Here is a 26,021-nt window from a genome sequence, read left to right as displayed (position 1 = left end):
GCAACTGCCGGCAATTAAGCTATTTGCTTTACTACCGCAATAATATCCTCCTCGCCAAACTCGCTTTGCGCTGCCTGGTAAGTACTTAAAGCAGCCCTGCCCAATGGCGATGATAAACCTATATCTGTAGCCAGCTTCAAATCCTTTACAATATTATTGAGCGAAAAGGCCGGTTTGTAATTATCGGCTAAGATAGCGTCGCCTTTAATTTTCATGAAGGGGTTTGCCAGGGCACCGTTGTTCAACAGATCGAGCAGTATTTCGGGCGCTATGCCATTCTTTTGTGCCAATACTACAGCCTCGGCCAAGCCTTGCGCATGTATGGCTAACAACGAATTAATGGCCAGTTTAGCCACATTGCCTGCACCGGTTTCTCCTACATTAATAGCCATTTTACCCAATTTACCTAATATCGGTTCTGCATTTTCGAAGGCAGTTTTATCGCCGCCTACCATAATCACCAATTGTGCAGTTTCGGCTTGTTTTACACTGCCCGATACCGGCGCATCTAAATAATGGTTGCCCTGCGCTGTGCAGGCCTCTGCAATTGCCTTGCTAATAGCGGGCGATACGGTGCTCATGTTGATGATGGTTTTGCCCGATACCCCTGCCGCCAGCAGGCCCTGTTCGCCATGGAAAATATCGTTAATGGCTTGATCATCGGTCACCATAATGATGGCTACATCCGTTTGAGTGACGAGTTGGGCAGGCGTGGCCGCGGTTTGGGCACCCTGTTCTTTCAGTGCGGCCTCTTTATCCTTACTGCGGTTGTACACGGTTACCGGGTAACCCGCTTTTATCAGTTGCTGCGACATGGGTGCGCCCATTAGTCCCAGCCCTATCCAACCTATTTTTGTTGTGTTCATATATTTAGTGATAGATGTGTTTGTTAAACAAATATGCGGCCTAAAAGTAAGCCCGTGTTTATCATTTGGTAATTAATACATTCACCTGATGTTTTTGCGGATACGGCTGAGCGATTGCGGCGTAATGCCTAAATACGAAGCGATATCCGTAAGCGATACGCGCTGCGCGATATAGCTTTGCTGCTCCATAAACAATTTATAACGCTCTGCCGAATCGAGCCCGCGGTAGGCATTGCGCGTACTTATTTTGGCAAGCAGCGTATTTTGCGATGCCTGGGTTATCATTTCCTTTAAATACGGAAATGCAAGGTACAACTCCTCCAAACGGTGCTTGCCAATTACAACAACTTGCACATCGCATGCCGCTTGTATGCTTTCGTGAGCAATAATGCCTTCGTTAAAGCTTTTCAGGATGGTGCATAATTGGCCTGCTTTTAAAAAGAAATACGTGATCTGGTTCCCTTTCTCGTTAGCGGCCATAATACGCAGCACGCCATCTACTATAAAAAACATGTGGTGGCACACTCCCCCTGCCTTAAAAAGGTACTCGCCCTCGCTGAAATACTTTACTTCGAAGGCTGCATTTATTTGCTGCATATCCTCTGTCGGCAATGGTTTTAGTTGCTGCAAAAACAATGGCAAAGAGTTTTCCATGCCACAAATATCTGTTTAAAGGCTGATATTATTATGTACATTAGCTACGGGAAAACCCCTTGCCCGATATGAACAAAGCACTCTATTTTTTTATACTCGCGGCCCTGCTAACAGCATGCAAAAGCAAACCTGCGCAGCAGCAACCTGCTAAGGCTGCTGTACCCGCTAAACAAACGTCGCTGTTAAAAAAACTTGTACACATATACGAGGGCGTTTGGGTAAAAACCGATTATTTCGAAAAAGTACGCGAAACCAAGTCGGTATTGGCAGCGGTAGATAAGGTGGTTGGCGTAAGCGGGTTGGTGATCGATAGTAACCTTTTGTTGGCAGATACGCTGCGTGTAGAAGTTGGCTGGGATAACCAAAACCCGGGGGCTATGGTGTTAAGAGATAAGCCCGGCAAAAACCCGAACAGCTTGCTGTTTGATGATGCCGAATTGGGTTACGAAATTACCGGCGGCGATACCGCACTGATATTGTACCAGATTTATAACCAACAATTATTTAAAACCCGCTATAACCGCATACTCCCCGTTAACCCCGACGGTAACCTGAGCAATGCCTTGGACTATGCCATAAATAAAACACTGATGGCCGGCAAATACCAACTTTTAGCAGGCGGAAAAACAACTCTTGTAACTTTTACCGCCGATGGCACGGTAAGTGGGCTGCCGGGGCACGGGAAATACTTTATAGAGAAAGAATTGAAACCCGGCCCTTTCAAAAACCTCGATCTGATCACCTTTGACGAATACAGCAACAAAAAGGCGGTTTATACTTATGTGTTTAAAGGAGATGAGCTTTTACTGTACGATGCAAAACCCGATGCAAAAAACAAAGTGATGGTGATGGGGCAATTGAAATACACACTAAAGCACATCAATTGATTCGCTCGAAACATTCTCTTCAAAAAACTTGCGTACCAGCAGGGTTATAAAACGTTTTAAATAGATTTCGTTAAAAAACACATTGCTCCAGTTATCAAACCGTTGCGCCTGTATACCTAAATAGAACAAATACATGCTCAAGCCCAAAACAGGTAACATGCGTTTTTCTTCGGCACTAATAGGCATTATAGATTCGTAGCCGGCCAGGAAACTCTCTTTTTTTAGCTCTCGTTCGGCTACGTCTTTCTCGGTGCTGTGCAGCTGCAAAATATAATACGCAATATCATAGGCCAGCCAACCGTTGCCGCAAAAATCAAAATCGAAAATAGTTACCGCACCCTTGGGCGTGATATTCATATTATCGAACCAGATATCCATATGCACCGCGCCTTTACGCATCTGTGCATCATCTGCCCCTGCTATTGCATTCAGCAGGTATTTTTGAGCAGACAGCATCCATTGCATTTCTTCGCTTTCGGCAGGCAGGAATTTGCCGAAAAGCTTAACAGGTTCCTGCAGAATAACTTCCGGCGTGTAGGTTACACGCTGCAAATTCAGATCCTGTGTTAAGTGGTGTATCTGCGCCATCGTTTCACCAACCTTGTAATGCAACTCAGGCGAAAAGTTCAAGGCCTTATCACCTTCGGCAAAAGAGAACAGCACCGCGTAACGCAGGCCTTCGGGAGCCAATATTTCGTTGATGTAATTATTGCTACTATCCGCAATGGGGCACGACACGGAAACGCCGGCGTCCTTCAATACGTTAAGTAACTTAATTTCCTCGCCAATCTCCTCTTTACTACGCCAGTTAAGGCTGTATAACCTGAACACGAACTTGCCTTTACCGCTCGTGATAAGATAAGTGTGGTTGATACCGGTCTTCAGCAATTGGCAGGTTGCCCCGGCAGGAAGCCCATACGTTTGTTGCACAAAAAAGCCAATATGCTCGGCAGATACGATAGAACTAATAACGGGAAACGGCTGCATACATTAAAAATTGGGGCTGCAAAGAAACGGTTTAGATTTGACAACTTTAATCGCCCGTGTCATTTCGAACGAACCGAGGGGCGGGATAGCGCGGGGCGTGAGAAGAAACCTTTAACGTATTGCATGAATGCTTTGCATTGGCATTGCATTGACGGAATGCCGCGGCGTCGAGGATCTCTCACCCTCCTCTGCCCATTCCCCTCGCTTTATGGCTCGAGATGACATGGATGGTAATCAAATTGCTTACTCTAAGGCTTTTATCGTCTTATCGTAATCCTCTATCAAGCCAGGGGCGCGGTCGTAGGCCCAGCCGTGGTAGGCATCGCGCACCAGTATCAAACTCTCGCGGGCGTTAGCATCTGCAGGGGCACCGGGCTTTAGCAGGATGGCGGCTATTTCGTCTTCCAGTTTATCAATGCGGGCTTGTTGCTCATAAATATTGGTGATCTTCTCTACCAGCGAAAAATCTATACGGGTGGTAATGCCTTTGCTTTGGGCCACCTGCCAGGCCACTTTGCTTAGGTCGCGGTACAAAATGCCTTCGGGGGCAATGTGTTTCAAGTGCAGTTCGCCGTCGTGTATCACCAGGTGCAAAAACTCAGGGTGCGTTAATGCCGAATCGATGTTCTTCAGCACCATGGTTTGGTAAACGTACTGTTCCTGCTCAAAGCGTTTGTTTTTGACCAGCTCTTCTTTGATATTTTGCAGCGTTTCAGCAGTGTCCTTCTTTTCGTGGAAGTAATTCACCACTTCGGTTAAAGCCAGCGCCACCAGCACGCTGAATACGATCATAGCCGATTCGCTGAAGTATTCTTTCCAGCCCTTGGTAGAAAATACTTCCACCGGACCGGGTATCACAATGGGCTGCACAGGTGCATCTTCTTTTGGTTCAGGCGTTTCCATAAGTAATAGTTTTGCCTAAAAATACATTTCAAAACCTGTAAAACAAAACATCCCCTTGCGGGGATGCTGTATAATTTTATTCGTAATGTCCTTTTAATGATAATATGAAAACGATATCGCCTTCAACTTCATATACAAGCCTGTGCTCCTTGTTGATTCTCCTCGACCACGCGCCAGACAAGTCGTATTTTAATTGTTCAGGCTGGCCAATTCCTCTAAAAGGATCTTCAACAATGGCATTGAGTAACTCTTTAATTTTCTTGACTACTTGCAGGTTTCCACTCCTTTTGAAATAGTCCAGATCCTCATCGGCTTGCTTGGTGAATTGTATGGTCACAGGTCGTCTATATTAACTACCCGGGTTTCGCCGGCTTTGACCTGTTCTCTGCTTTTTTGAATTTTCGCAACAAACTCAGGATCATATCCCGATTCCTCTTCTTTAAAAGAGATCTTTAAAGCTTTCATAAACGCCTTCATAGCATTCAATTTTTCTTTATTATCCGGATGTACAATAAGTGTTGTCATAAACAAATTTAAGCATTTACAAATCACTCCGCAAAACACTCTCTTATCAATCACAAGATTTGCCAACTTTTTAAAAGTTGGCAAATCTGATCGTGTTAAAAGTTCCTGCGAACTGCCCACCGGCAACTGCAAACTTTTTTTAAACCGCGTCCGACAAAGAGCTAAACGTAAAGTCCCTGATCTTCATTGGCGGGATGAGGTAGCTACGGTAGCTTTCTACACTGATGCTGCGCTCTTGTTTGCCAAGGGCTTCCAGGTTGTTCAGCATAATTACCGGGCTCTCGTTGAACCTGAAGTTTTTCACCGGGTATTTTATCTTACCATTCTCTATGTAGAACGTACCATCGCGCGTAAGCCCCGTTAACAGCAATGATTGCGGATCTACCATGCGGATATACCACAGGCGCGAAACCAATATACCACGCTCGGTGCTTTTGATCAGGTCTTCTAAAGTGGCATCGCCGCCATCCATAATAATATTGCTTGGGCCGGGTACCGGTGCTACGCCTTTCTTCTGCGCCCAGTAGCGCGAGTACGACAGGTTTTTCACCACGCCCTTATCTATCCACATGGTTTTTTCGCGTGGCAGGCCGTCGCCACCCCAGGTATTGCCGGGTAGGTCGGGGTTAAAGGGGTCCGAATAGATGTTCACTTTCGGGTCCATTAGTTGCTCACCCAGGCGGGTGCCCCCACCCTTTTTGCTTAAAAAGCTGCGGCCTTCTTCGGCACTGCGGGCATCAAAACGGAACATATTCTCCAACATATAGGTAGCCGCAACAGGCTCCAATATCACGGTGTATTTACCCGGCTCAATGGCGCGCGCTCCTTTTGAGGCGTTTGCTTTCACGGTAGCTACGCGCGTTGCCGAAGCCGTGTCCAACTTACTTACATCCGTAAAACCACGGGCGGCATAACCCGAAACTGTACCGGCCTCATCGCGCGTGGTTACCGAGAAAGTAACATCACTGCTTTTGTTATAAGCGAACAAGCCTTTCGAGTTCATTACCGCGTTAAAGCCGGTAGAGTTCTCTAAAAAGCCTGCTGCATTTAGCTTGGCAGCTTTAGTAACCTCCAAACTTTTGCCAACCATTTCTGCACGGCTTTCGGGCGTCATGGCGGCGGTGTTGGCGTTGTAGGTAATAGCTTCTTTAAATGTTGACGGACCGAGCATAGGCATATACTCCGGGTTTTCGGGAGCCAGTTGTGCCAGCTCTTCCGAACGGCGCACCACACGCTCCAGCGAAGCATCATCGAATTCGTTGATGGTTGCCGTACCTGCCTTTTTACCGTAAACAGATGTTACGCCCAAACCCACGCTACTGATATCGCCGGCGGTTGATACCGCGTTTAGCGCATAACGTACGTTGCCTCCTTCGCTGCCGCTAAGGCTCACTTCGCACTCATCGGCTTTTGAATAGCTAAGCACCTTCTTTAATAAAGCCTGTGCCTGTTCTTTTGTATATATCGCCATATTTTACCCGATCTTTCTTTTTGTGTTGATAACATTTACCCCGTTGAACCTTGTTGTGGATGAGCCATGCGATACCGCGCTGCTTTGGCTTGGCTGACCCTTACCATCGTTGAACGAGCCGCCCAAACGATAATCGCTTTCATCGCAAACCTGTGTGCAGCTGTTCCAAAACTCCTGCGTATTGGCCTGGTAGGCCACATCGTTAAGCATACCTACGATCTTGCCGTCCTTTATCTCATAGAATAATTGCCCGCCGAACTGGAAGTTGTAGCGCTGCTGATCGATAGAGAACGAGCCGTTGCCGATGATGTAAATGCCCTTAGCCACGTTTTTGATCATATCATCAACGCTTAGTTTTTCTTTACCCGGCTGTAACGATACGTTAGGCATACGCTGAAACTGTACGTCCTGCCAGCTTTGGGCATAGCAACAGCCCTGCGATTCTTTTAAACCGATAATATGCGCTTGGTCGCGAATGGCCTGGTAATTTACCAGCACACCATTCTTAATGATGTCCCACTTTTTGGTGCCCACGCCTTCGTCGTCGTAACCCACAGCGCCCAGCGAGCCTACCTGTGTTTTATCGCCAACCACGTTCACCTTATCGCTACCGAACTTGAAGTTGCCCGATTTCCATTTGTCCAACGTGAGGAAGCTGGTACCGGCAAAGTTGGCCTCGTAACCCAGTACGCGGTCAAGTTCGGTAGGGTGCCCAACCGATTCGTGGATGGTCAACCAAAGATGGCTTGGATCCAGCACCAGGTCGTACTTGCCCGGTTCAACCGATTTGGCGTTTATTTTTTCGCCCGCCTGTTTGGTGGCGAATTTGATATCTTCCAGCATATCGTAGCGGCTTTTGTACCGCGGGGTAATGCCGGCAACGGTTTCCGATGGTTTTGGCGTAAGGTATTCGTAGCCCATCCCCACCGGCGAGCTTAAAGCACTACGGGTTTCAAATGAGCCTTTTGTAGGGTCTATCTTCGTAACCGTAAACGTTGGGTACAAGCGGTGGATATCCTGGTCGATGTAAGAGCCGTCCGTCGAGGCAAAATACTTCTGCTCGTTCACGGCAAACACCATTGAGTTTACAAAGTTTGCACCGTTGCTCATAGCAATACCGTTGGCATTCAGCAACAGGTCTACCTTTTCTTTGATAGGCACCTCAAAGGCGTTCTTCTCGATAGGCGTTTTCCAGCTTACCTCGCCATAGCCTTTTTGCGGAGCCAATTGTACAGGTGCACTTCCCAGTTTAGCATTGGCTTTAGCCACAGCAACGGCGCGTTTGGCAGCTTTAGCAATGCCATCTTTGGTTACCTCATTTGAGGCTGCAAAGCCCCAGCAGCCATTGGCTATCACGCGAATGCCTACGCCATAGCTTTCGGTATTGGCCACGTTGAGCACGCGGTTCTCGCGGGTTATCACAAATTGGTTGAGGTAACGCCCGATGCGCACATCAGCATACGTTGCACCTGCCGACTTAGCCGCGTTTAGCCCGGCATCGCTCAGCTCCTTTTTAATTTTGGCATCTACAGGGTTGAGGGCCTCCTGCACGTCGATGCTTTTACCGAAGGCCGATAGGTTGGGCAAAGCCATTGCCCCGGCACCCAGCCCCGTTAAGTAAATAAAATCCCGTCTTCTCATATTTTTTTATAATCAGTAAAAAGCTTTTATGATATGCCCGGTCAAGCGTCCACGCTTGACTGAAAAACGTTTTGGAGCGTCCACGCTCCCGTATCAATGTAAGCGTGGACGCTTACAAATCCTATTGTTCAAGCGTAGACGCTTGAACAGGCGAAGGGTGTGTTGGGCACTATGCATTGTGGCTAACACACCCCTCCACCCCTCTCAAGAGGGGAATCGCGCGTACCCCCTGCTCCCATTATCGCTTCTATTCTATATCAGGAAAGTTTCCTCTCCACCCACAAGAACGTACAAGCCGCCAGCAGCAGCATATAAAAATATATCTTCGGTACTTCAATCCGAAGTTTTTGCTGTATCTGTTTCGTTACAATGTTGCCGGGTTTATTTTTGGCGGCGTATTGGCGTGTGGCGGCGAGTTTTTCAGCGGCTTGTACTCCTCCCCATTCCTGCTTATTATATGCGTACCACCATTCGGTTTTACCATTTTGGGCGAATGACTGCCAGCCGTTTTGCGTTGGCCGATAGGTTGCGCTCCATTCGAAGGGAATAGCTTGGTTTTGTTCTGCCGCAACGTACTCCCCGTTTATCTGGACAGGTGCTGGACGGCTTTGTGCAAAAGTTAAGCGGACGGGCTCTTTCGCTATCGCAAGCGAGCCGGTCATTAAAACCTGTTTGCTTGTAGTATCACGCCTCGCGGCAGCGCTTATTAACGCCGACCACAAGGTTGCATAGTCGCGGGTGTTACCATCTAATGCCCAGGTGTAGGTATTATCTAAGGTGGTAAACACTAACTTCCCCGCACCTGATAAGGCAGCGCTGGCTACAATGCGGCTTTGAGGCGCTATAGCTATAGGCTGCGTGCCGTTTTGGTAAACGATATAGGTATTGCCAATATTCAACTTTGCGGATGCGGTTTTTTGCCCGTTGATGGAGAGAGAAGCCGGCACCTCTTTTGCCGCCGATACCTGCACCGGGAAACTCTTTTGCAACCAGCTGCTCTTGCCTGCGCTATCGGCACGGACGATGATGCCCAAGCCCTTATTCTCAACTTCCTGTTTCAACGCTCCAGCATCGGTATTATTGAGCGTATTCAGTGTAGACAAATCGCCCATCACCACATCAAATTTACCAAGGATGGATGCCGACAGCCTATCCAACGAAATTTGCGGCATATTAATGAACTCGCTGCTGTTCTTATCTTTACTGATAGCCGAGCGACCTGCTACCGCATACCCGTTTTGCGCCAGCCAGTTCTTCAGAAACTTGCTTTCGAAATTTGGGGCAGATGCCAGCATCAGCACGCGCAGAGGTTTTACGGGTTCTACTTGAGCAGGAATGCTGCCGAGGTTCACAGTATCTCCATCCATAACCGACTGCAGCGTATACACTACTCGCCCTAAAGTCTTTGGCTTTGTAGCTAATTGAAAATCGTATTGCCCATTGGGTTTAATAACTACAGTATCCAAAACCGTATTCAGCCCATTAAGCAATAGTTTTACTTTTTGCGCCGATGAATTATTGTATCTGCCCTGTACCTGTAAAGCCTCACCTGCTTTTATCTCTTGTTTCCAACCGACGTTACTTACACCTGCCGGGATTGGAGATGGATGGAATACCAGCGCAAGACTATCCATTTGCGCTAAGGCTGCCGGGCTTAACCCGTAGCCGTATACTTGCAGCGAGGCGCCTTCTAGGGTATCTGTAAGTTGGCTTACGCCGCTTAATAATGTTGCAGATGGGTATGCCTTTTTCACCTTGGCATCAATGGTAAAAACATGTTGGTTAGGGGCTGCTTTCAGGCTATCGGCATGGAAACCATCTGTAAGCAATATATACTCTTCTGCGTTGCCGACTGCATCCTTTTGGTAGCTTATCGGCAAAGCTATACAGGCAAACATCGCGGCAGCCAAAACTACGGCAGTTGCCCGCAGGGCAAGGCGTTTTTTATTGGCTCGCGCAAACTCCTGCCAAAGCATAAATACGGCCAGCAACAAGCAAAGCCCAATTACGATGTATGCCCAATTTGCCTGCATCATGGTTTGGCTTGTTTAAGGTTTTTAAAATAGCTTCGCGATAGCCCCATATCCGCCGACTGCCCTTGCGCTGACGGCTTTGCCCCCGGTGCCGATATCGTTTTTTGGATAGCAGCTTCAACCGTAGCGATATCTTTAAGATCCGCCGTTTGCGCCGCGAGTATACGCCGCATGGCACCCAAAGCTGCCACATAACTCCCCGGCTGTGCCGATGCGCGGAGGCTAAGCTGCCCGTTGGCGGCTTGTAATATCCGTTTATCCGCTTCGGTCAGTTTGGGGTTTTGTTTTAATTGCTCCAATACATTTATAGCATTCTTTAGCGCCTGATAGGGTTCGGGCGCGGGTTTCATTTCCTGTTTGGCGGTGGGTTGTATCACCTTGTCCAGTTCGCCTGTCAGGCGTTTTTCTAATTTAATGGGGGTTGGGTTGTAAGCTGTTTTTGCCACGTATGAGCGCGACTTCTGTTGCAAGTCCTTTAGCAAGCGTAATGCTTTATAAGCAAATGGCAGCGCATCTTTTGGTTTGTATAAACGCAATTGCAGTTCGGCCTTCCACATTTCGGTGAGAGTGGCTTTTAGCTGTGCCTTTACAGCCGGCTCAAAGAACTGGGCATCTTCGGCTTTGTCGTGGTCGTCGGTGTACTCTTTTAATATTTTGGCAGCATTACTGAAATCGGCAGGATCTACCGGACCATCGTTTCCTTTAGGGCCTTCTACCACCTCATCTTCCTCCCCCAGAAATTTGCCATAGCGCAGGCGTAGCAGCTTTTGGTCGATACCGAGGTCGTTGCTGCGGGCGTTGAATTTTTCTACCGATATACTATCCTTATCTTTCAACAATTGCTCGGCATCAATAATAATCTGCCTTTCGCTGCGGAAAAACTCGGGTTTTACATTGGCGCCGCTCAGCACGCCATCCATACTTAACAGTTCGGCGGTATCCTGTATGGCAACGGTGAACACATCGGTGCGGCTTTGCTGGTTATGGGTATCTTTGGCTTCCACATAAAAATACAACTCGTCGCCTGGTTCCATATTCAGGGCTGGAAGGTTCACCAGCTTTTGCGCATCGTAATGTGGCTGCCCGCTAAATGCCGTGTTGAATGCCAGTTTATACTCTTTGAACTTCACACCCTCGCCCCTGCCTTTTGCAACGGTTGCCATAATGGTAGCAGCGCTGATGCCGTAATCGTCGGTAAGCGAGGCATTGATATTTACCTGCGGCACTTCTCCTGCATCTATGTAGGTATAAGGCTTTGGCGATTTAACATGCACCACGGGCGGAGCATCTTTGATCACCTGCACCTGGTAAGGCTCGGATAGTTTACCATCTATACTCACCTGATAAAAACCCGGTTGGCTAATGGTTTTGGCCGCCTGCCATTGGGTGCCACCGTTAGTGTTTTTTAGTGCGATATGCTCTTTATCATTAAACAGCAGGAAAGCATTTTTGAGTGCCACATTGGTTTTAATAAGCCATTGTGCATTGGCTCCCTCCTCGGCAATAAGGTTGAACCTATCCTGCGTACGTGAAGGTTTGTGCGTGTAGGCAGGTGGGATAATAGTAAGCTCTACGCCATCAATTTGTGGCAGTACTTTCTCCGGCGGGAGAGGTTGTTGTACATCGGACGGGGGAACGGCGGTGAAAGGATGCCCACCTATCTCATGAGCGATATGGCACAAGAATACAAACAACAGTGCTAACTCTGCTACCCAAATCGAATGCCAGAACCCGCGCCTGAAATGCTTATGCTTTACCCTTAATCCTAAAAGCGCCTTCTCTGCCCTACCACAAGCAAGCCGCTGCAGCGTGTTTAGGTGCTTAGAGGGAATGAGGATAATTTCGGCGGCTTCCTCTACCTCGGGATAGGTTCTATTCAGGAATGCCGCTATTTCCTCATTTTTTGCCGACAATGGCTTTTTTATTTTGAATAAGGCGAACAGCGAAATAAAAAACGCAGGTACTGCCCAAATAACAGGCTTAAAAAACAAGAAAAGCCCGCCGAAAACAAATAGCGCAATAGCAACAGAAAACAGCACACAGGAGAGTACCCGGTACGCCACATAACGCCTCCGCAAGCGGCTGATGATATGTATGCCCTGCTCAGCCATTATTGGTTTTAGTTTTATAAGCCAATAGCCGTTCTGCAAAAAATACCACGAACAAAAGTAACCAAGCATAAGGCGACACATCTTTAGACGAAGTTGTGGCTACCGACGACGGTGTGTAGCTGTTCACAGCGCTATTGGGCAACAATTGCTTAGCGCTCAAAGTGCGTTTATCGTATTCCGGCGGCACCTGGTAAGGCTGCCCGCTGAGTAGCTTCAATATCTGTTGCGGGAAGGCATCGCTCCAAACCATATCGCCCCAGGAGGGGTTAAAATGGCTGTAAAAATGATAGACACTTGTTTGCCCTCTTTGCTCCTTTGCCAGCACTGCTCCGCCGAAACCATCCTGCCAAATTACTTCGCCGGCGGGTTGGGCGTTTATTAGTTTGGCCAAACTAAAATTGCCCGGGGTGATCGTAGTGCTTACGTCCGACACTTTACCCGGTTCGTAACGGAACACCTGTGAAGTTTCATCAATTAAACGCCTATCCAAAGGCGCATCCGAAACCCAAAACAGCCACTTTTGCCCTGCGGGGATCTGCGACGGGGCGGTATATTGTTTGATGCTTGCTTTGGGGCCTATAAAGTTTGTTGCTGCCTCTAAAGCGGCTTTTAAATAGCCCACATCTACGGCATATTTATCCGAATAAACAGCGATGGTTAATTCTGTGGTATCAACATCAACCGATGCCTGCCCGCTGTTTTTAAGGCTAACGGCAGGCTGTCCGTTGGCTACATTCAGGGCGATACCGTTATCGCCGTTCGCTTGCACAGCTTGTGTAGTAAAAGAAGTGCCCATTGGGGTGCTATTACCAACCAATGCTTTTATGTCACCGATATTACTCATCCATGCACCGGCTATCCATCGGCTTACCGAATCTGCCGGGGTATAGCTATCCCAACGGAAAAATAAATGAATAAACGGCTTATCTCCTTTAAAATTCCGCGCAAGGTTCGGGGTGATGATATAGGCATTAGTGCCCCGATTTAGTGCCGCGTCCAGTTGTTTGACCAGTTCCCAATAGTTCTTATTGCTTACGGTATCTTGCAACGTAGTATCGGCCAGTAATTTCTGCCAGTCCCTCTTTGCGAAGCCTTTATTAAACTCATGAAACTCGTAACCCGCCTTTATCAATGAATCGACGCGAGGCTTGAACTTCCCGTAACTCTCTCTAAAATTCTCCTTCGGGATAAGCACCCAGCCCTTTGCTTTCTTTTCAGGCGAGAAATAATGCCACAGCGGACCAGCCAAATAAAAGGCAAGTAAACTCAGCAGCAGACAACGCAGTATCAGCAATAAAATATCCAGCAATTTAAAGCTGCGGCTACTGGTTTTACTTGCTTCGGTTATTAGTGCAATGCTCCCCACCTTCAGCGTTTTGCCCGGGCGGATATTCCACAGGTGTATAACTACCGGTATACCGATAGCCGCCAATGCGATGAACCATATGGGGTTACTGAATAGCATGGCTATAGTGAATGGTGAGTTGTGAGCGGTGAATGGTTATCTAACTTCATCAAGCGGCTAATTTTACTCACCCCGGGTTCGCTATCGCTGCCCGACCCTCTCTTCCTGCGGAAAAGAGGGTAAGCTTCAATTTTAAAACCCTCTTTACGAAGTAGAGAGGGTGGCCCAGCGATAGCGTCGGCCGGGTGAGTCAACTCGCCGAGCGGACGAACCACGAAAGAATTTAAAACATAGCGATAGGTTTGAAACCCATCGCTATACTGGCAGCAATTCTTAAATCTTACTCCCCTCATCATAACGCCCCCTTCTTTCTCTGAACCAAATAATCCCTCAACGCCTCATCAAGCGGTTGCGAGGTGCTCAGCATGCGGTACGATATCCGTTTACCTAACAACTCTGACCTAATGCCCGCCAAATGCTGCTGCAGCCTTTGCGTATAAGCTTCTTTGGCACGCGCGGTGTTTACCTGTATGGTTTCGCTGGTCTCCAGATCCTCTAAGGTGGTGTAGCCTTTAAAATCAAAGTCCAGTTCGTTTTGCCCCATCAGGTGGAAAACAATGATCTCGTGCTTCAACGCCGCCAACGAGGTAAGCAGGGCATTAATTTCCCCTTCCGGCTGGTACATATCGGTTATGAAAACCAATAGTTCCTTACGTCCATTGCCTGCAAAAAGCTCTTTATAATACACGGGCTTGGTGAACGCCCCGGCCGGGCTTACCTGTTGCAAATGGTAAAACAGCCTTTGCAAATGTTGCGGGTCGGGTTTGGAGGGGAGCGAAAACAGTTCGCCATCCTTAAAAACGTTCAGTGCTACGCTATCGCCCTGCAGGTTGGCCAGGTAAGCTAATGATGCTGCAACGAAGCGTGCGTAGTCTATCTTCTTAATCCCATCATCGTCATGGTTCATGGATGCGCTGGCATCTACCAAAAACCTCACGGAGATACTCGTCTCTATTTCCGATTCGCGGATGTAATACCTATCGCTGCGGGCGAACATACGCCAGTCCAGTTGGCGCAGATCATCGCCGGGCTGGTAGCTACGGTACTGGCTAAACTCCAGTCCCGGACCCTTTACCGTGCTTTTGTTGAACCCGTTCATAAAGCCATCAATAACCGTTTTCGCCAGTAGTGGCAAATCCTTAATGGCCATTAATGTTTTGGGATGGAGCAAGGTATAGAGATTAGTGATTAGTTGATTAGAGATTGGTTTATTTCTGAAACTTGATTCGCTTGATTACATGATTGCTTGATTTAGAAAGAAAGCATCGGCTAATCCTTAAATCATGCGAATCATGGTTTAACGCGCTATAACTTTCAGCAACTCCTCCGCCACTTTATCAGATGTGATGCCTTCCGCTTCGGCTTTAAAATTCATCAGTATTCGGTGCCTCAGTACTGCCGGTGCCATGGCGTGGATGTCTTCCATTAGTACGCTGTACCTGCCTTTCAGCAATGCACGGGCTTTGGAGGTTAGTATCAGCGCCTGGCCTGCGCGGGGGCCGGAGCCCCAGCGTACCCATTCTTTTACGTAAGCTACTTCTGTAGTACCGGGCCGGGTAGCGCGGATGATACGGCTTACATAGCGGGTTAGGTCCTCGTTAATATTTACCTGCCTTACCAATGCCTGCGCCTGCATAATTTCTTCGGCAGAAATAACCGCCTGCACATCGGCTTTTTTAGCACCGGTAGTACGGTTCAATATATCAAACTCTTCCTGCTCGGTAGGGTAGCCAATTTTTATCAGCAATAAAAAACGGTCGAGTTGTGCCTCGGGCAGTGGGTAAGTGCCGGCTTGCTCAATAGGGTTTTGGGTAGCCAGTATAAAGAATGGCTTATCAAGCGGATAGGTTTGCCCGCCGTAGGTCACTTCAAATTCCTGCATGGCTTCCAACAGGGCCGACTGTGTTTTGGGCGGTGTCCTGTTTATCTCATCTGCCAAAATAATATTGGCGAACAGCGGCCCTTTGTTGAATTTAAAGAAACGTTTGCCCGTGGCATGGTCTTCCTCTAATATCTCGGTGCCAATAATATCCGTTGGCATCAGATCGGGCGTAAACTGTATACGCCTGAAGGCCAAATGCAGGGCCTGCGACATGGTTTTAACGATAAGCGTTTTGGCCAGCCCGGGCACCCCCTCCAGCAGGCAATGCCCGCCCGCCAGGAATGCTACCAGCAATTCGTCTAAAATATGGTCCTGCCCTACAATTACCTTTTGTATCTCGGTTTTTAGCTGCGGCAGCTTGGCCAGCAGGGCTTTGATGTTATTTTCGGTGAGTTCCAATGTTGTGTTGTTTTTGTTTTGCGCCGGGTACATAGCGATGGGTTTGAAACCCATCGCTATGTACCCGGCATGCGTCGTTATTTTACTCACCCCGGGTACGCTGTCGCTGCCCGACCCTCTCTTCCTGCGGAAAAGAGGGTGAGCTTCATTTTAACCCTCTTTGCGAAGCAGAGAGGGTCGCCCAGCGGTAGCGTAGGCGGGGTGAGTTGACGGGAGACAGCGGCAAAGCCACTCCACCTTCCATAGCGATGGGTTTCAAACCCATCGCTATGGAATACCCCACAAGATATTACCCTTTTAATTAAATACCATGCTTTTTAACCAAAAACTCAATAAAGTATCTAAAACTTTACAACCTTGTTAGGCTTGTATTACCAAGCGGACAAAAATTTTATCCTAATTTAGCTATTCGAAAATTCATGGCACAGGGCACAAAGTTCACATTTACAAGGTTAAGCTACCATAGCGGCGATTGGGATACCGACCAGCGCATGCCCTCCAACCTGCTCAATTCGCTGGTAGAATATACCACCATCCCCATCGACCCGCACGAAAAAGTTATCCCCCTCAGCAGCGACGATATTTTTAATTACCCATTCTGCTACCTCAGCGGGCATAAGCTGGTACAGTTTGATGCCAAAGAGAAGGCCAACTTTAAAAAGTACGTGCAAAACGGCGGCTTTGTATTTGTGGATGATTGTAACCACGATATCGACGGGCTATTCGCCAAATCATTCGAGGCGCAAATGGCGGCATTGTTCGGCCCGGCAGCACTCAAAAAGATACCCAACAACCATAAGCTGTACCACTCCTTTTTTAGTTTCGATAAAGGCCCGCCAACTACTTCTTTCGAACTCAACGGCTGGGGCGACGACCTAGTGCACGACTATCTGAAGGCCATAGAAATAAACGGGCGCATTGCCGTATTATACAGCAGCAAAGATTACGGCTGCGAGTGGGATTACGATTTCCGTAATAAGCGTTTTATGGCAGAGGACAACACCAAGTTTGGCGTTAATATAATTGTGTATGCGCTTAATTCGTAAACAGGTATTGAGTATGTTTGCTGTGCACAAAATTTGCAGATGAACGATAGCTATTATATACGGGAGAACGGGCAGCAAACAGGGCCATTTACGCTACAGGAAATGTTTCAGCAACACCTGGATGTGGATACCATGATACTGGTACCCGGCAGCGACGAATGGCAGGAAGCATCGTACGTATCGGAATTTTTTGAATACTTCGAGGCGCAAGGCATTTACTTCCCTACCGAAGGTAACCTGGCCAGTTTTTGGGTAAGGCTGCTGGCCTATCTTATCGATTCTATCATCCTTGGCTTCGCTATCGCCTTGTTAGCTTCTGATTATTTAGAGCAAATGGCAACGCTTTTCACCAGCACTACTATTACTGTGGAGCAGAAGATGCAGCGCCTGCAACTAAATTTACTCTTAACCGCGGTATTCGCGCTTTATAATACGCTTTGCGAAAGTACGCCTATGAGGGGCAGCATTGGCAAAATGCTTTGTAAGCTGGCCGTGGTAGATGCTGATGGCCGCCGCCTGAGCGTGGGCAGGGCACTGGTACGTAATTTCACTAAGATATTATGGTCGTTTGTTTTAGGTATTGGGTACCTGCCCATACTTTGGAGCGAGCGCCGCCAGGGCTGGCACGATATGCTGGCCAAAACCTACGTGATACGCCGCGACGTGTAACAATACTTCTGTTTGTTGTAAATTCTTCGGCGGCTTTGCCTATATTAGGCAAATAAACGTACCGCCTTGAAAAGAAAAGATTTCCTCTACCTTACCGGCATGGGCATCAGCGCATCCATGCTTAGCAGGTTTACTGCCATGGGCAGCCCTGTGGTACCCGGCACACGCATGCGCGATGTGGATGTGGCCCTGAAAAAACGCATGGCCGATGTTGCCCTCAACGCCGCCCGCAGCAAAGGTGCCACCTATACCGATGCCCGCATTGGCCGTTACCTTAACCAGTTTGTTGTTACCCGCGACCACAACATCGAGAACGTTGTGGATACCGAAAGCTATGGCATGGGCATCCGTGTTATTGCCAATGGCTGCTGGGGCTTTGCCGCAACTGATAAACTGGATAACGACAGTATTGCCCGCGCCGCCGAAACCGCCGTTGCTATTGCCAAAGAGAACGCCCGTATACAAAGCGACCCGGTGCAATTGGCCCCTCAAAAAGGCTATGGCGAAGTAAGCTGGAAAACACCTATCGAAAAGAATGCTTTTGAGGTGCCGATGAAGGAGAAAACAGACCTCCTGCTATCCGTAAACGAGGCGGCCTTTAAAAATGGTGCTAACTATGTAAACTCGGTACTCTTTTTTGTGAACGAACAGAAATACTTTGCCAGTACCGATGGCTCATACATCGATCAGGATATCCACCGCATTTGGCCTATCTTCGGTGTTACCAAGATCGACGAGAAAACCGGCAAGTTCGAAACCCGAAGCGCCCTGAGTGCTCCACGCGGTATGGGTTACGAATATTTGATACCCCGCGATAGCGATAAAATAAAAAGCCAAACCACCCTTTACCGCGACCGCTATGATATGCACGAAGATGCGGCCGCTGCAGCATTACAGGCGGCCCAAAAGCTGAAAGCAAAAACGGTAGAGCCGGGCAAATACGACCTGGTATTAGACCCAAGCCACCTGTGGCTCACCATCCACGAATCGGTAGGGCATCCATCGGAGCTTGACCGTGTGTTGGGTTACGAAGCCAACTTTGCCGGCACCAGCTTTTTGACGCTGGATAAATGGGAATCGAAAAAATTCAAGTTCGGCAGCGAGCATGTAAATATTGTTGCCGATAAACTGCAACCCGGTTCGCTGGGTGCCGTTGGGTATGATGATGAAGGCGTAGGTGCCAAACAGTGGGATATTATTAAAGATGGTATACTGGTAAACTACCAGGCCATCCGCGACCAGGCGCACATCATCGGCCTTAAAGAATCGCAGGGCTGCTGCTACTCGCAAAGCTGGCAGGACGTACAATTCCAGCGTATGCCAAACATATCGCTGCAACCGGGCAAAACGCCGCTGAATGTTGAGCAAATGATAAGCAAAGTGGAGAAAGGTATTTACATTATTGGCGACAGTTCTTTCTCTATCGACCAGCAGCGCTACAACTTCCAGTTTAGCGGGCAGCTTTATTACGAGATAAAGAATGGCAAAATAGTAGGCATGTTAAACGATGTTGCCTACCAAGCCAATACGCAGGAGTTTTGGAATAGCTGCGCAGCCGTTTGCGATAAAAACGATTACCGTTTGGGCGGCTCGTTCTTCGACGGTAAGGGGCAGCCTATGCAAGCCAGCGCGGTATCTCATGGTTCATCAACTGCCCTGTTCAAAGGGGTTAACGTAATTAACACAGCAAGAAAAATTTAAGATATGGCCATTTTAACTGAAGACGAATGCAAAGCGATACTGAAAAAAGCGCTTAGCTACTCCAAAGCCGACGAATGCGAGGTGAGCCTCAACGGTTCCGATTCGGCCAATATCCGTTATGCCCGCAACTCGGTATCTACCAGTGGTTCGTTAAGTTCTACCAGCATGGCCATATCATCGGCCTTTGGTAAACGTTTGGGCATAGTTACCCTAAATGAGTATACCGATGAAGCCATTTCCGCAGCCGTAAAACGCTCGGAAGAGCTGGCCAAACTGGCACCCGAGAACCCCGAGTACATGCCTTTTTTAGGCCCGCAAACTTACCAGCCAAAGTCGAAAACCTTCGAACCGGCCACGGCTGCCATAACACCGGCACAACGCACCACCATGGTTGCGCAAAGCCTTGATGTGGCCAAGCAAAACAAACTAACCGCAGCAGGCTTCCTGCAAAACAGCGCAGGCTTTTCCGCCATGATGAACTCGCACGGTTTATTTGCTTATGATACCTCTACCGATATCAACTTTTCGGTAACGCTCCGCACGGCAGACAGCCAGGGCTCGGGCTACAGCACAAAAGGTTTTAACGATGTAGCCAAAATGGATACGCTGGCCTTTACCAAAATTGCTGCCAAAAAAGCAAGCGGTTCGGCAAATGCACGTGCTATTGAGCCGGGTAAATACACCGTGATATTAGAGCCTGCGGCAGGTATTGTATTGTTGGAGCAACTGTACGGCGGGCTTGATGCCCGCAGCGCCGACGAAGGGCGCAGCTTTTTGAGCAAACCCGGCGGCAAAACCAAACTGGGCGAAAAACTGGTTGACGAACGCATAAACATTTACACCGACCCATGGAACCCCGAACTCCCCAGCAGCAGCTGGAGCGGCGACGGGCAACCGCAGGTAAAACGCAGCTGGATAGAAAAAGGCGTTGTTAAAAACCTTACCTATTCGCGCTATTGGGCGCAAAAGAAAGGCGTTGCACCTATCCCCTACCCGGGCAATATTATTATGGATGGCGGCACCCAAACCTTAGACGAACTGATAAAAGGCACCGACAAAGGCATACTGGTAACCCGCCTATGGTACATCCGCACGGTTGACCCGCAAACACTGCTATACACCGGCCTTACCCGCGATGGTACTTTTTACATTGAGAACGGGCAGATAAAATTCCCTATAAAAAACCTGCGCTTTAACGAAAGCCCGGTAATTATGCTGAACAACCTGGATGCCCTTGGCATACCCGAACGCACTGTAAGTGGCGAGAGCAGCCAAAACGCCATGATACCGCCTATGCGGATAAAGGAGTTTACGTTCTCGTCGTTATCAGATGCGATATAGTAGTTGGTTAGCAGCTATGGCTATTTAAACGCAAAGGGCGCAAAGTTGAGGAATCAATTTTGCGCCCTTTTTTACTAAAAATGAGTGAACACGAATTCCGCGAATTAATTCAAATTTTACAAATCAAGGCTGTTATTCTCAATTCAGAAGCACAATAAAAATTCGTGAAATTCGATACAATTAGAATCAATTCGTGTTAACTCCCTTTGTGGTTCTTTGTGTTTTTTCTTTGCGCGCTTTGTGGTAAAATCCTCCCCCCCTCAAATATTAAACGTAAACTTCACCAACAAAAATCTGCCGGGTATGGCGTAGCTGCTTGATGTCAGCGTGTTTGCCGATAGGTACAATGCATCGTACCGTTTGGTGTTGAACAGGTTTTGGGCTGTCAGCTCCAGGTCTGATTTTATTTTGTTGAATTTGTACTTCAACGTAGCATCGGCGAAGATGTATTTAAAGTCGTTATCCTGCTGGCGGGTGTAATAATGGTCGGCTGCTACTGTGGCGAACAGGTTACCGAAGGGATTATAGTTTACCGATGCCTGCTGGAATAGTTGCCTTACCCGGCTGCTACCCGCTACAGCCGATGAGCGGCTGGTGGTTTGGTTGTAGTTTGCCTTGTAGCTGGTATTGATACGGCCGCTCACCTTAGTATCTGCCCCAAATGTTACCGCTGTGCCGATGGTATTATAAGGCAGAATGATACCGTTTTGTATCTGGTTAAGTTTGGTGGTTTGCACCGCCGCACCTGCGCTAAATGTAGTGCGCCATGCAAAAGAGTACTTGCTGATACTCCCTGCCAATGCCCACGAATCGATGTTGTTATCGAACGGCAGTACTATCCGCTGCTGAATATTATTGGTAAGCACACTGGATGCAATGTTGTTGGCATCCTGGTGGCTGTACGATGCATTCAGGCTGAAGAAGAACAGCGTAATGGCTTTGCGGTAATTAAAGCCCAGGCTGGCAGCTTGCGTTTTACGTTCGGTCAAGTCGGCATTGTTGGCGTAAAGGCTGCGGTAGTTTTTCAGGATGTAGCCGTTGAACACGTCCTGGATGTTGCCGATATCATTGCGGAAATTGTAGCCCAGCGTAAAGTAATTCTCTATCCCGCTTTGGTATTTAACGTATAGCCTCGGGTTAAAATAAAGGCGGTTCAGGCTTTTATCCAATCGGTAATTGGCATCTTTATAATTAATGCCTAAGTAGTTTACCGGCAGGCTCACATTCACCTTCCAGATAGTACCGGGGAGATCGTAACCGGCTTCGGCATAAACACGCCTGCGGCTCCAGTCTAAATTATTCAGGGCGCTATCGCTCACCAAGGTGGTGGTGTTATTCAGCTGCGTAATGTTCAATGCCGAGTTTAGGGTTTGCGATTGAAGGCTGAAACCCGCCCGATAAGTTTGCGTAACCGAGTTGCCCGGTATTTTATAACCTATATAGTTGTTGGTGTACCAGCTGGGTACATCAACGGTTTGGGTAAGCTGCTTGTAAGCCAAGTTGTTGTTGAATATATCCGGATTCAGGTTGGGTTCTATCACACGGTTCTCGGGTTCGGTACTGCGGTTAAGGTAGCTGTAGAGTTCGATGATGTTCGTTTTTAAGGTTTTCATGTAATTGAACTCGTTGGTAATATCCATCAGGTTATCCTTAAAAACCTGGTTAACGGGCGTGCCGTTGGTTACCAATGCCGAGTAGCCTGTATTTTTGCTGTAATCGGCGCTGAAATAATCCGACAGGAAAAACTTCGATTTATTAATATTCAAACCCAATTGCGCATGCATATAGTCGGGACGGCGGCGGTTGGTCTGGGTTTCGGTATAGCGTATAGTATCGTTAGGCAAATAAAACTCGCTGAATTTGGTGTAATTCTGTTTCTGGGTATCGTGCAGGTACGATAGGTTGGCCCGCAATTGCACATCCTTCTCTACGTTCACCAAATTGTTCAGGTTGATGATACCCGCCTTATTGAACAGGTAGCGGTTGCTCGGCAGGTTCGGGTCGCCGGCTGTGCCTAAAGACAATACGGTAGCAGGCTTATCGTTATCGCGGCTGGCAAAAGGGCCGCCATTATGCGATACCAGGTCGCCCGCTACATCAAAACTGGTGTTATTAGCCTTGATATAGTTGATGGCCTTGTACTTATCCTTAAACATCATGGCGTTAATGTCGGCATAGTACTTATCGGGCAGCCCGCCGCCAAGGGTTTCCTGGCCCACCAATTGCATTTTTGCATCTTTTTTAATGCTCAGGTTCAGGGCCACGTCCTCGCTCACCACCTTATCCTTCAACATTTTTACGGGCTGGTGGTTCTCCATCACCTGCACCTTATCAACCACGCCATGGGGGATAGAATTGGTAGCTACGTTATACTTATCATCCAACAAATTATCGCCGCCAATGTACAAACCCGATATCGACTTACCATTGTAACTTATCTTACCATCCTTCTCTACAGCAATGCCCGGCATCTTCTTTATCACATCGCCTATCACGCGGTCGTTAGCGCTGCTGTATTCAGATACCTTGTAGTCGATGGTGTCGCCGTGCACTTTCAGCCGCGGGTTTTTATCCTTAATAGTAACCGTTTTTAATTGGTTAAAAGCGGGCGACAGCGTAAAGTTATAAGCCGCCGCCACATCAGTCACTTTTTGACTTGCTTTTTTAAAGCCCATACTGCTTATCTCTACCTGCAGGTTGGCCTTGTCGGCGTTAGCGGGGATGGCCAGCGCATAGGCACCTTTATCGTTGGTATTAGTGTAGGCAACAATAAGGCTCCCGCTTTTAAGGTTTACGCCGGCAAATGAAACCGCCTTACCTAGGCTATCAGTAACCGTGCCTTTTATGGTTTGCGCAAAGGCAAAGCAGTGGCACAGCATACACAAAATGCATACTACCGCGCCTTTGTATAGCCTGCTCATTTCTTTTCGGGTAACTCTAATGGGTTGTTAATAACGCTTGGTGCGCCACCTACGTTAACACTTACCGAACGTATCTGCCCAACAGGACCGGAGCCTGCAGAACCGCCCGGGGCAGACCTTGCTATGTTGCCCGCATTGCCTGCGCTGCCGCCCATAGCGGCCATAAAGGCTTGCGGGTCTTTACGCATAGCGGCCTGCAGTTTATCAAACTCTTTTTGCGATGTCCTTACCGCATTGGCAGGCAAGGCTATTAAGTTAGGGTCCTGGTTATCATCCGGGCCGCTGATACGTATTACGGCACCATCGGGGTTTGGTGGCGGCGGAGGGGTATTTGCTGCATCCGCAGGTTTTTCAGAGGCTACCACCTGTTCCATCCCGTCGAATTTAAATTCTACCTCTTTATTGGTATCGTAAGCTTCTACAATTAAACCCGGCAATCCGTTCAGCTTCCACGGACCGGCGCGGAAGGGCAGGTCGGGGCAAAACCAGGCGGTATAATCACGCCCGCCAAAGTGGCCGGTAGCTTTTTGGCAAAGTAAAGTGCCAAAAGTTGCGGTATCGGTAGTTATTTTCCAGTCGATAGTCGGCATCGGTTCTTCTATCAGGTATGGGGTTATCAGGTTCTCCTTGCGCATCATCTTTTTCTGCGCCGGGAACTGGTATATCTCCGAGCGGGTAATTGGCCTGCCGCCGGTTACTTTAATATTTACGTTGCCGCTCCCCTTCTGCTCTGCCATTTGCTGCTCTACCTGTTTTTTCATTAAGGCATCCTGCAGTTTGCGGTCGTAGCTTTTGTAGGCGCTGGCGGTTTGGCCCAAAAACAGTATCATGTTCTCGGTGTAGGGTTTATCCTTCTGGGTGGTATCGCGCAGGTGCGAAAACTTATAGCGCACAGTGGCTTTTGCCATTTCGGGGCTTTGTGCCCTGGCCTGCAGCATAATAATGCCGAAGCTTAAAAAGAGGAAAAGGTTTCTCATGATGTTGTGATATCTTGTTAAAAATTAAGGCTGAATTGTAATTACAAAACAAACATAACTATTTAATTAGTTATTCTACGATAAATTCGTAACGTTTAACAATTTTTAACAGTTTGGTGGTGTTTGGTCGTTCAACATAGTCGTTAATTAACCGCAAAGATTCTGTGTTGATTACCAAATGATTTTTTACTTTTGTTGTCTAAGGCGGCTTTATGCCAGCCTGTTTAGGGTGGTTGGCTTTAGCTTTAACCACCCTAACTATTTTATGAGGTTGCTTCCTCGCTTTGTACTTGCAGGTAGCGGCTGTCGTACCTCTCGCCTGTTTTCCAAAGGGTGTAAACCAGTTCTAATAACTTCCTCTGCACCGCTACCGCCGCTTTCATTTTAATTCCATGTTTAGATACTAACCTCACAAACACTGCTTTGAAATGCTTGTCGCTACGTATAGCGGCTAATGCAGGCATATACATTGCCTTCCGTAAATAACGGTTCCCTCGTTTGGATATACGAGGCTTACTTTTTACCGAAGTGCCCGAGTCTTTAACTTTTACATCCAACCCGCTATACCCTACCAGTTGCCTTTTATTGCGGATCAGGTTGAAGCCATTCGTTTCTGCAAGGATGGTAACTGCCGTAAGCCACCCTACGCCGGGGATAGATGTAATAGTACGTACTCTTTTAGTCAATTCGGCATCTTGCTTTATCAGGGCATCGATCTCTTCTTTAACTTCTTTTTCCTGGCTGTTGAACAGCCCGATACGATCTTTGAGCCTGGCTACGCTCCTTTCGTTAGGGTATGCTTCTGCCTGCTCGGCGTGCAGCTGGTTCTTAGCCACCGTACGTTCTGCTATCAATTGCCCCCTTTCCCGGGTTAACTGCCTTAATGTTTTGAACCCCTTCTCCGGTTGCTGCCAGTCCTCCAGTTTTGTACCAAGCCCGAAATCGCAAATGCCTCTTGAAGCAGTTTTATCAGTAATGGTTTTGATATCCAGCGACCTTATATGGTTGCTGATCTTATTGGGTAGTACTATGCTAACCTCGTAACCGTTGTCGGACAGGTAGTACGCCAGCTTCTCATGGTAAACGCCGGTGGCTTCCATCACATACCTTACGCTGGTAGTGTTTACGCTATGCTTGCTTACCCAAACCAGCATAGCCTTAAAGCCCGATTCTTTATTGGCGAACGATTTACAAGCGTAAATATCCTTCTCAAGGGAGCTGCCTATCCTGCCTAACGATACTACTAATTCCTTTTGTGCCACATCAATGCCGGCAACTTGCTTTAAAACACTTGTCATCACCTGTTAATATCTATTTTAATAAGTGAATAACCCATCTTCGTTTTGTCTCCTGGTTGGATATCCAAGCTATACCGCTATGCAGTATGCCTTACATTCTGTTCAAACTCCAATGGGCAAAAGAGCATGAGGCCGTATCTTTGCGAGAACATACTTCATGAGTTGTTTGAGCACAAATCGGCTCTCATACTCCTTCACTCAATACAAAATTATTAGCTATATTAATTGGTAACAAACATAGGAG

21 protein-coding genes are annotated in these 26,021 nt (G+C 47.8%); 5 read left to right on the top strand and 16 right to left on the bottom strand.

The window, feature by feature from the left end; translation table 11 throughout:
- Nucleotides 1-14: 14 nt before the first annotated feature.
- Complete coding sequence (locus BC343_RS16080) at nt 15-866, bottom strand: NAD(P)-dependent oxidoreductase (RefSeq protein WP_078348838.1); 852 nt, start codon at nt 864-866, stop codon at nt 15-17.
- Nucleotides 867-947: 81 nt separating this feature from the next.
- Nucleotides 948-1,520 carry a Crp/Fnr family transcriptional regulator gene (locus tag BC343_RS16075; RefSeq protein WP_078348837.1) on the bottom strand — a complete coding sequence of 191 codons (573 nt, stop codon included), beginning with the start codon at nt 1,518-1,520 and terminating at the stop codon, nt 948-950.
- 68 nt (nt 1,521-1,588) lie between these two features.
- Here BC343_RS16075 and BC343_RS16070 point away from each other — a divergent pair, with 68 nt between their 5' ends.
- The gene (locus BC343_RS16070) at nt 1,589-2,407 is read left to right on the top strand and encodes a hypothetical protein (RefSeq protein WP_078348836.1); all 819 of its coding nucleotides are present in this window, start codon (nt 1,589-1,591) and stop codon (nt 2,405-2,407) included.
- Here the strand turns inward: BC343_RS16070 and BC343_RS16065 are convergent.
- The 11 genes from BC343_RS16065 to BC343_RS16010 form a co-directional block, all read right to left on the bottom strand.
- On the bottom strand, nt 2,390-3,394 hold the full coding sequence (locus tag BC343_RS16065; RefSeq protein WP_078348835.1) for a phosphotransferase enzyme family protein: 1,005 nt from the start codon (nt 3,392-3,394) through the stop codon (nt 2,390-2,392). The two genes, BC343_RS16070 and BC343_RS16065, sit on opposite strands and share 18 nt — an antisense overlap.
- Nucleotides 3,395-3,637: 243 nt before the next feature.
- Nucleotides 3,638-4,297, bottom strand: coding sequence for a hypothetical protein (locus BC343_RS16060; protein ID WP_078348834.1), 660 nt, complete (start codon nt 4,295-4,297; stop codon nt 3,638-3,640).
- Between the two features lie 76 nt (nt 4,298-4,373).
- Nucleotides 4,374-4,634, bottom strand: coding sequence for a Txe/YoeB family addiction module toxin (locus BC343_RS16055; RefSeq protein ID WP_078348833.1), 261 nt, complete (start codon nt 4,632-4,634; stop codon nt 4,374-4,376).
- Nucleotides 4,631-4,906, bottom strand: coding sequence for a DUF2683 family protein (locus BC343_RS16050; protein WP_143822229.1), 276 nt, complete (start codon nt 4,904-4,906; stop codon nt 4,631-4,633). The genes BC343_RS16055 and BC343_RS16050 overlap by 4 nt, the downstream gene beginning before the upstream one ends.
- Before the next feature lie 55 nt (nt 4,907-4,961).
- Complete coding sequence (locus tag BC343_RS16045) at nt 4,962-6,293, bottom strand: TldD/PmbA family protein (RefSeq protein WP_078348831.1); 1,332 nt, start codon at nt 6,291-6,293, stop codon at nt 4,962-4,964.
- A 3-nt stretch (nt 6,294-6,296) separates the two neighbouring features.
- Nucleotides 6,297-7,934, bottom strand: coding sequence for a TldD/PmbA family protein (locus BC343_RS16040; RefSeq protein ID WP_078348830.1), 1,638 nt, complete (start codon nt 7,932-7,934; stop codon nt 6,297-6,299).
- Between the two features lie 257 nt (nt 7,935-8,191).
- Entirely contained in the window at nt 8,192-9,970 is a 1,779-nt protein-coding gene (locus BC343_RS16035) for a hypothetical protein (protein WP_078348829.1), read from the bottom strand.
- The gene (locus BC343_RS16030; RefSeq protein WP_143822227.1) at nt 9,967-12,078 is read right to left on the bottom strand and encodes a DUF4175 family protein; all 2,112 of its coding nucleotides are present in this window, start codon (nt 12,076-12,078) and stop codon (nt 9,967-9,969) included. Before BC343_RS16030 ends, BC343_RS16035 begins: the two co-directional genes overlap by 4 nt.
- Complete coding sequence (locus tag BC343_RS16025; RefSeq protein WP_078348827.1) at nt 12,071-13,543, bottom strand: BatA domain-containing protein; 1,473 nt, start codon at nt 13,541-13,543, stop codon at nt 12,071-12,073. The genes BC343_RS16030 and BC343_RS16025 overlap by 8 nt, the downstream gene beginning before the upstream one ends.
- 292 nt (nt 13,544-13,835) lie before the next feature.
- Entirely contained in the window at nt 13,836-14,714 is an 879-nt protein-coding gene (locus BC343_RS16015; RefSeq protein WP_238381791.1) for a DUF58 domain-containing protein, read from the bottom strand.
- Between the two features lie 126 nt (nt 14,715-14,840).
- A complete protein-coding gene (locus BC343_RS16010) occupies nt 14,841-15,878 on the bottom strand; it encodes an AAA family ATPase (RefSeq protein ID WP_238381790.1) in 1,038 nt (345 codons plus the stop codon).
- 365 nt (nt 15,879-16,243) lie between these two features.
- Here BC343_RS16010 and BC343_RS16005 point away from each other — a divergent pair, with 365 nt between their 5' ends.
- The 4 genes from BC343_RS16005 (at nt 16,244) to BC343_RS15990 (ending at nt 20,581) form a co-directional block, all read left to right on the top strand.
- Nucleotides 16,244-16,870 carry a DUF4159 domain-containing protein gene (locus BC343_RS16005; RefSeq protein WP_078348824.1) on the top strand — a complete coding sequence of 209 codons (627 nt, stop codon included), beginning with the start codon at nt 16,244-16,246 and terminating at the stop codon, nt 16,868-16,870.
- Nucleotides 16,871-16,909: 39 nt separating this feature from the next.
- On the top strand, nt 16,910-17,539 hold the full coding sequence (locus BC343_RS16000) for an RDD family protein (protein WP_078348823.1): 630 nt from the start codon (nt 16,910-16,912) through the stop codon (nt 17,537-17,539).
- Between the two features lie 66 nt (nt 17,540-17,605).
- Complete coding sequence (locus BC343_RS15995) at nt 17,606-19,240, top strand: TldD/PmbA family protein (protein ID WP_078348822.1); 1,635 nt, start codon at nt 17,606-17,608, stop codon at nt 19,238-19,240.
- A gap of 3 nt (nt 19,241-19,243) precedes the next feature.
- Complete coding sequence (locus tag BC343_RS15990) at nt 19,244-20,581, top strand: TldD/PmbA family protein (RefSeq protein ID WP_078348821.1); 1,338 nt, start codon at nt 19,244-19,246, stop codon at nt 20,579-20,581.
- A 260-nt stretch (nt 20,582-20,841) separates the two neighbouring features.
- Here the strand turns inward: BC343_RS15990 and BC343_RS15985 are convergent, their stop codons facing one another.
- The 3 genes from BC343_RS15985 to BC343_RS15975 all read right to left on the bottom strand — a co-directional run bounded on the left by BC343_RS15985 (nt 20,842) and on the right by BC343_RS15975 (nt 25,777).
- Complete coding sequence (locus tag BC343_RS15985; protein WP_078348820.1) at nt 20,842-23,502, bottom strand: TonB-dependent receptor; 2,661 nt, start codon at nt 23,500-23,502, stop codon at nt 20,842-20,844.
- On the bottom strand, nt 23,499-24,479 hold the full coding sequence (locus BC343_RS15980) for a GLPGLI family protein (RefSeq protein ID WP_078348819.1): 981 nt from the start codon (nt 24,477-24,479) through the stop codon (nt 23,499-23,501). Before BC343_RS15980 ends, BC343_RS15985 begins: the two co-directional genes overlap by 4 nt.
- Nucleotides 24,480-24,742: 263 nt before the next feature.
- Nucleotides 24,743-25,777: an IS110 family RNA-guided transposase gene (locus tag BC343_RS15975; RefSeq protein ID WP_078346504.1), complete on the bottom strand. Its 1,035-nt coding sequence runs from the start codon at nt 25,775-25,777 to the stop codon at nt 24,743-24,745.
- Nucleotides 25,778-26,021 lie beyond the last annotated feature (244 nt).

The organism is Mucilaginibacter pedocola (genome assembly GCF_002013915.1).
In the GTDB taxonomy this organism is placed as follows: domain Bacteria; phylum Bacteroidota; class Bacteroidia; order Sphingobacteriales; family Sphingobacteriaceae; genus Mucilaginibacter; species Mucilaginibacter pedocola.
Note: the sequence above shows the minus strand (reverse complement) of the source record. Positions and strands in the feature narration are given on the sequence as shown.

Excerpts from the sequence above, each read along its gene's own strand:
- BC343_RS16080 (WP_078348838.1), bottom strand. The coding sequence starts at position 866 with ATGAACACAACAAAAATAGGTTGGATAGGGCTGGGACTAATGGGCGCA.
- BC343_RS16075 (WP_078348837.1), bottom strand. The coding sequence starts at position 1,520 with ATGGAAAACTCTTTGCCATTGTTTTTGCAGCAACTAAAACCATTGCCG.
- BC343_RS16070 (WP_078348836.1), top strand. The coding sequence starts at position 1,589 with ATGAACAAAGCACTCTATTTTTTTATACTCGCGGCCCTGCTAACAGCA.
- BC343_RS16065 (WP_078348835.1), bottom strand. The coding sequence starts at position 3,394 with ATGCAGCCGTTTCCCGTTATTAGTTCTATCGTATCTGCCGAGCATATT.
- BC343_RS16060 (WP_078348834.1), bottom strand. The coding sequence starts at position 4,297 with ATGGAAACGCCTGAACCAAAAGAAGATGCACCTGTGCAGCCCATTGTG.
- BC343_RS16045 (WP_078348831.1), bottom strand. The coding sequence starts at position 6,293 with ATGGCGATATATACAAAAGAACAGGCACAGGCTTTATTAAAGAAGGTG.
- BC343_RS16040 (WP_078348830.1), bottom strand. The coding sequence starts at position 7,934 with ATGAGAAGACGGGATTTTATTTACTTAACGGGGCTGGGTGCCGGGGCA.
- BC343_RS16035 (WP_078348829.1), bottom strand. The coding sequence starts at position 9,970 with ATGATGCAGGCAAATTGGGCATACATCGTAATTGGGCTTTGCTTGTTG.
- BC343_RS16030 (WP_143822227.1), bottom strand. The coding sequence starts at position 12,078 with ATGGCTGAGCAGGGCATACATATCATCAGCCGCTTGCGGAGGCGTTAT.
- BC343_RS16025 (WP_078348827.1), bottom strand. The coding sequence starts at position 13,543 with ATGCTATTCAGTAACCCCATATGGTTCATCGCATTGGCGGCTATCGGT.
- BC343_RS16010 (WP_238381790.1), bottom strand. The coding sequence starts at position 15,878 with ATGGGTTTCAAACCCATCGCTATGTACCCGGCGCAAAACAAAAACAAC.
- BC343_RS16005 (WP_078348824.1), top strand. The coding sequence starts at position 16,244 with ATGGCACAGGGCACAAAGTTCACATTTACAAGGTTAAGCTACCATAGC.
- BC343_RS16000 (WP_078348823.1), top strand. The coding sequence starts at position 16,910 with ATGAACGATAGCTATTATATACGGGAGAACGGGCAGCAAACAGGGCCA.
- BC343_RS15990 (WP_078348821.1), top strand. The coding sequence starts at position 19,244 with ATGGCCATTTTAACTGAAGACGAATGCAAAGCGATACTGAAAAAAGCG.
- BC343_RS15985 (WP_078348820.1), bottom strand. The coding sequence starts at position 23,502 with ATGAGCAGGCTATACAAAGGCGCGGTAGTATGCATTTTGTGTATGCTG.
- BC343_RS15980 (WP_078348819.1), bottom strand. The coding sequence starts at position 24,479 with ATGAGAAACCTTTTCCTCTTTTTAAGCTTCGGCATTATTATGCTGCAG.
- BC343_RS15975 (WP_078346504.1), bottom strand. The coding sequence starts at position 25,777 with ATGACAAGTGTTTTAAAGCAAGTTGCCGGCATTGATGTGGCACAAAAG.